This window comes from Sphingopyxis sp. Geo25 (assembly GCF_949769135.1).
Taxonomy (GTDB): domain Bacteria; phylum Pseudomonadota; class Alphaproteobacteria; order Sphingomonadales; family Sphingomonadaceae; genus Sphingopyxis.
In genome coordinates this window covers 1-4,038 of the sequence record NZ_CATKOZ010000017.1, presented here as the reverse complement: position 1 = coordinate 4,038, position 4,038 = coordinate 1, and the positions used below count along the sequence as shown (strand labels likewise).

General features: G+C 55.7%; 6 protein-coding genes. 3 read left to right on the top strand and 3 right to left on the bottom strand.

From position 1 onward, the window contains the following. Nucleotides 1-293 precede the first annotated feature (293 nt). Both QOL68_RS18870 and QOL68_RS18865 read left to right on the top strand, forming a co-directional pair. Nucleotides 294-1,037 carry a LuxR family transcriptional regulator gene (locus tag QOL68_RS18870; protein ID WP_282950487.1) on the top strand — a complete coding sequence of 248 codons (744 nt, stop codon included), beginning with the start codon at nucleotides 294-296 and terminating at the stop codon, nucleotides 1,035-1,037. A 16-nt stretch (nucleotides 1,038-1,053) separates the two neighbouring features. Then, the gene (locus QOL68_RS18865; protein WP_282950486.1) at nucleotides 1,054-1,266 is read left to right on the top strand and encodes a hypothetical protein; all 213 of its coding nucleotides are present in this window, start codon (nucleotides 1,054-1,056) and stop codon (nucleotides 1,264-1,266) included. Between the two features lie 14 nt (nucleotides 1,267-1,280). On the opposite strand, the gene QOL68_RS18860 is transcribed toward QOL68_RS18865, so the two are convergent. The 3 genes from QOL68_RS18860 to QOL68_RS18850 form a co-directional block, all read right to left on the bottom strand. Next, on the bottom strand, nucleotides 1,281-1,808 hold the full coding sequence (locus tag QOL68_RS18860; RefSeq protein ID WP_282950485.1) for an Lrp/AsnC family transcriptional regulator: 528 nt from the start codon (nucleotides 1,806-1,808) through the stop codon (nucleotides 1,281-1,283). Nucleotides 1,809-1,999: 191 nt separating this feature from the next. After that, nucleotides 2,000-2,305, bottom strand: a complete 306-nt coding sequence (locus tag QOL68_RS18855) for a sigma factor-like helix-turn-helix DNA-binding protein (protein ID WP_282950484.1) — start codon at nucleotides 2,303-2,305, stop codon at nucleotides 2,000-2,002. After that, complete coding sequence (locus QOL68_RS18850) at nucleotides 2,298-2,852, bottom strand: hypothetical protein (RefSeq protein WP_282950483.1); 555 nt, start codon at nucleotides 2,850-2,852, stop codon at nucleotides 2,298-2,300. The genes QOL68_RS18855 and QOL68_RS18850 overlap by 8 nt, the downstream gene beginning before the upstream one ends. Before the next feature lie 98 nt (nucleotides 2,853-2,950). On the opposite strand from QOL68_RS18850, the gene QOL68_RS18845 reads away from it, so the two are divergent. Beyond that, nucleotides 2,951-3,181 (top strand): hypothetical protein, encoded by a 231-nt coding sequence (locus tag QOL68_RS18845; protein WP_282950482.1) that lies wholly within the window; start codon nucleotides 2,951-2,953, stop codon nucleotides 3,179-3,181. The last annotated feature ends 857 nt before the right edge of the window (nucleotides 3,182-4,038 follow it).

Below are 4,038 nucleotides of genomic sequence, written 5' to 3'. Positions count from 1 at the left end.
AAGGCATATGCGCATTGATCTGGAAATGCGCACTCAGTGAAAATCCCGGAAAAGGGGTATGTACCTTTCAGCTTTCTACGGAGCAGGGGCTTTTCAACAACGGTAGATTTGACGCAGAATCTGAGCTATAATCAGTTAGTTGAATGTAGGAGATTCATAAAGTTATTCAGTTTTCCCCCGCAATTATTGCCGACCGACGCCATGAGAAGCATCGCAAAGCATTAAATCAGTGAAGGACGATCAACGGCAACGGGACCGCGAGAGAGGTCCGTCAGCGATCCGAAGGCTAGCTGATGACGATCAAGATGACGACCCAAGAGATGCTGCGCGAGATCAAGTCTGCGCCTGAGGCCGGGCAGTTGGCAGCAGCACTTGGAAATATCTGCACGCAGATGGGATTCAAATACTTCGCTCTCACACACCATGTGGAGGTGACACGAGGCGCCGCCAACGTCGTCCGGATCCACAACTATCCGTCACAATGGGTCGCCTACCATGACCGCAACGCTCTCGGCACATCCGACCCCGTTCACCGGGCAAGCCATATGTCATGCGCTGGGTTTTTGTGGTCTGAAATGGAGACGATGATCCCACTAAATTCAGAGGATCGGCGGGTCCTCGCACTTAGCCGTGAATACGGGGTCGGCGATGGCTTTACCGTGCCGGCAAATGTTCCTGGAGAGCCAAGCGGATCATGTTCCTTCGCAAGCGTCGCGGACATCCCCGTCGATGAGGCGACGCTGCCGTTGGCGCAACTCGTCGGCATCTTCGCGTTTGAGCGCGCGCGTAGTTGCTCGGGAATCCGGGCGTTTGAGAAAAGCCCGTCACGACTAACTGACCGCCAACGAGATTGCTTGCTTTGGGTCGGTCGCGGCAAGAGCGACTGGGAGACCGGTCGAATACTGGGGATTACGGAGGATACCGTCGATCGTCATCTCACAAATGCGCGAGAGCGATACGAGGTGCCGAAACGCACAATGCTGCTCGTTCGTGCCCTGTTCGACGGCACGCTTAGTTTCTCAGATATCCTGCCCTAGCGGGACCTTTATTCTCATGACTGTGAAGGACCAGCGTCTGCATAAAGATGCTTCCTTGATCTTCTCCGACACGACGGGCGAAGCCGGGCAAAGAGAACATGTGCGAGAACATGCGCCGGTGCCTTTAGTCGCGAAGCGACCTGGACATTGCATCGGCTACCCGGCCATCGGCGCGCCATCGTTCAAGCGCACTTCATTTGCAGTAAGTGCCCCATTGGTAGAACATTGATGCTGCCGGTGAGGTTAAAACCTCAGTAAACGGCGTTTGATTGGAGTGGATTGAATCACGTCTGCTGTCGTCGCCGCATAGGGAAGAAATCGATCAATCAACCGTTCAAGCTCTCTCAAATCTGTAACATAAGCCTTGGCGACTAAGCAATTATCGCCTGTCACGCGGTCAGCTTCCACCATTTCAGGTGTTTCAGCGAGCATCGCGACGATGCGTGGTATCTCACCAGCAATGGGACGCAGACGAAAATGGGCACCGATAGGCTGTCCAACCACCTGGTTATCGACTGTGATCGTGTAACCGGCAATTACACCTGAATCTTCCAATCGACGCATTCGTTCCGTTGCGCTTGGCGAGGATAATCCGATTATTCGAGCAATCTCGCGTATCGTGAGACGCGCATTTTGGCTTAGAGCAAGGCAAATAGCTCGATCAGCAGGATCAAGGGCGCGCGCGATGTACCGGCTTCGGTTCATGATGAAAGGCATGCTCCGTGCGCCTATTTTTGGACATACCGGGAAAGCGGGATTGACCCCGTTCATGCGCTGGCGTTCGCATTCAACAACATTCGACCAGACCGGGAATGCGGGCAGGTTCGACGCCTAAGCGATTGCGTGTGCAGTTCGCGCTACCCGCAAAGCAGGGCGAAACCGTATGCTGGCGCCGTCCCGGCTATCTGCATTGGCTTAGCCTCGCGCCGCAAATCACAGCCATAGGCGACGATGCCAAACAGCTATTTGTAAAGCTCGCGGGCATGATCTTCCCTTGCCTTGCGAACGGCGCGCAACACCCTGACGATCTCCCGCTCAACAGCCTTTTCGCTGATGCCGAGCCGATGCGCGATACGGTCGTATCCAAGATTTTCAAAGCGGTGCATCAGGAACACTTCGCGAGTGCGCTTCGGCAAGCGGGCTATCGCCCACTCGACCCGCGCAATCTCCGGATCGACATGTTCGTCAAGTCTTGGAAACACCGGGGGCGGGACCAACAGGTCTCGGATCGTGCGCGCGAAGCGGGCGGCCATGTTGTTCTCAGCCAAGAGCCTTCCTCCGCCTAGGGCGAGAGTGTCCGGTTATGCCACGCACATGGTCCAGCAGTTCTCTGAGTAAGAGTGGAATGTCCGGCAGCGATGCGGGGACCGGGGGCCGCGAACCGTGGATGTCCGGATTTCGCCAGACGTTATAGGGTGACAGCACCTTGGCCAGCCGCTCTAGTTCCGGGGATTGATAATTGAGGCCGGTCGCATTGGCATATGCTAGTGCCGTGCTGATGTGCAGGCCGATGTTCCGGGCGCACCATCGATCATCAAAGCCAACATCCAGCAGATGCGAGCTTAACGCCATCTGGGCCACGATGCCGGTCTGGTAGAGAAGGTCGCCCGTATCGGGGAAACGCAGTTCCTCAATCGCGAAGGCGAAACTCTCGCCGTTCCGATAGCGAGCTTCGCTTAATACCCGGCCCTCGCGTGATCTCACTAGGACGGGGAATGCGGAGAGCCGCTCCTCCAATGCAGGCGAAGCCAACACGGGCGATGGTTTGACTATCCTGATCGACTTCGATCGGGCGCTAGGGGCTTTGTGGGTCATGTCGCCTCCGTCGCTGGCGTGATTCGGCCTCAACTCATTCTTCCGCCGAAAGCCTAAGCTTGTTTACGCTATCGTTTATAGCATAAACGGTAGCGTATATGCAAATAAACGATGTCATTAACGCGATTCTCTTTGAGATTGAGCACGACGCCGATAGCGACGACGGCATGGGACGCCCGCCGCTCGGAATGAAAGCCACGACCATACGGCTATCCGTGGACACGATCCGCCGGATCGAAGCGCAGGTCGGAAACCGTCAACTTGCGAAGTTTATTCGCGAGGCGGTCGAGCGGGAGCTGCGGCGGCGAGAAGAAGAGCAGAAGCTTTAAACACCACAGAGTTGATAGACTGCATTTCGCCTCGCTGTCGCATCGGTCGAAATATTGCTCCACGCCTGTCTTGCGTGGGTTTGAACCACGACAGCTTCTGGCCGTTTTCGGTCAGGCAGCTTCAAGGCGCAGATCTCAAAAAGCGGACATTTGCAGTAAAACGCTCTCCGATGGCCGAAACCGACCGGTTGCAGCCGCTCGCTCTTTCATTGAGAATGCTCCATGAAACATGGGAAAGGCGCCGCTGACATGAAACGCATCTTGATAATGTGCGGTATCATTGTGTCGTTGGCGGGGTGCAACAGGGAGCCTCATGCCGCGCCATCGACACCACGTTATGTTGTTCTCAGCATCACGGAGTTTACGGGAGGGAAGATCCCAGGCGCGGTGCGTTGCAAAGATAGCAAAGGAAAGTACCTTCCTGATCCTGCTGGTCTATGTCTCCCTTCAGCACCTATTTTGGCGGATGCGGTTTGGCATTGCGGCGCAGATATAGTGACGATTGACCGCTCTTGGACGCACGTAGATTATGTGTATTTCCCGATCTATGCTCGGTCAGAGGCTCCGTCGAGCTTGGAAGTGGTCCGTTGCGTCCAGCAAGGAGTGGGATTTTCGTTCTCAGCAGCGATCGCTCCGATCGGGAAAGACGGCTGGCCGCCGAGTGCACTCGACGGGGACGAAGCCCCGTTTGCTAGCCTCTATTCGCCCAAGAAGTCATAGCCCTTGTAAGTTATAACTTCCGGCCTTTGAGAATCTTGGTCGATCTGACCGCTTACCACCCCATAGTGGCCGCAACAGCCATCGGAGAGTTGTCCGCATGCGTCCACGAAGTGATGCGCCTCGCAGGTTGTCCCTAA

Coding starts and splice junctions, on each gene's coding strand:
- QOL68_RS18870 (WP_282950487.1), top strand. CDS start 294: ATGACGATCAAGATGACGACCCAAGAGATGCTGCGCGAGATCAAGTCT.
- QOL68_RS18865 (WP_282950486.1), top strand. CDS start 1,054: ATGACTGTGAAGGACCAGCGTCTGCATAAAGATGCTTCCTTGATCTTC.
- QOL68_RS18860 (WP_282950485.1), bottom strand. CDS start 1,808: ATGAACGGGGTCAATCCCGCTTTCCCGGTATGTCCAAAAATAGGCGCA.
- QOL68_RS18850 (WP_282950483.1), bottom strand. CDS start 2,852: ATGACCCACAAAGCCCCTAGCGCCCGATCGAAGTCGATCAGGATAGTC.
- QOL68_RS18845 (WP_282950482.1), top strand. CDS start 2,951: ATGCAAATAAACGATGTCATTAACGCGATTCTCTTTGAGATTGAGCAC.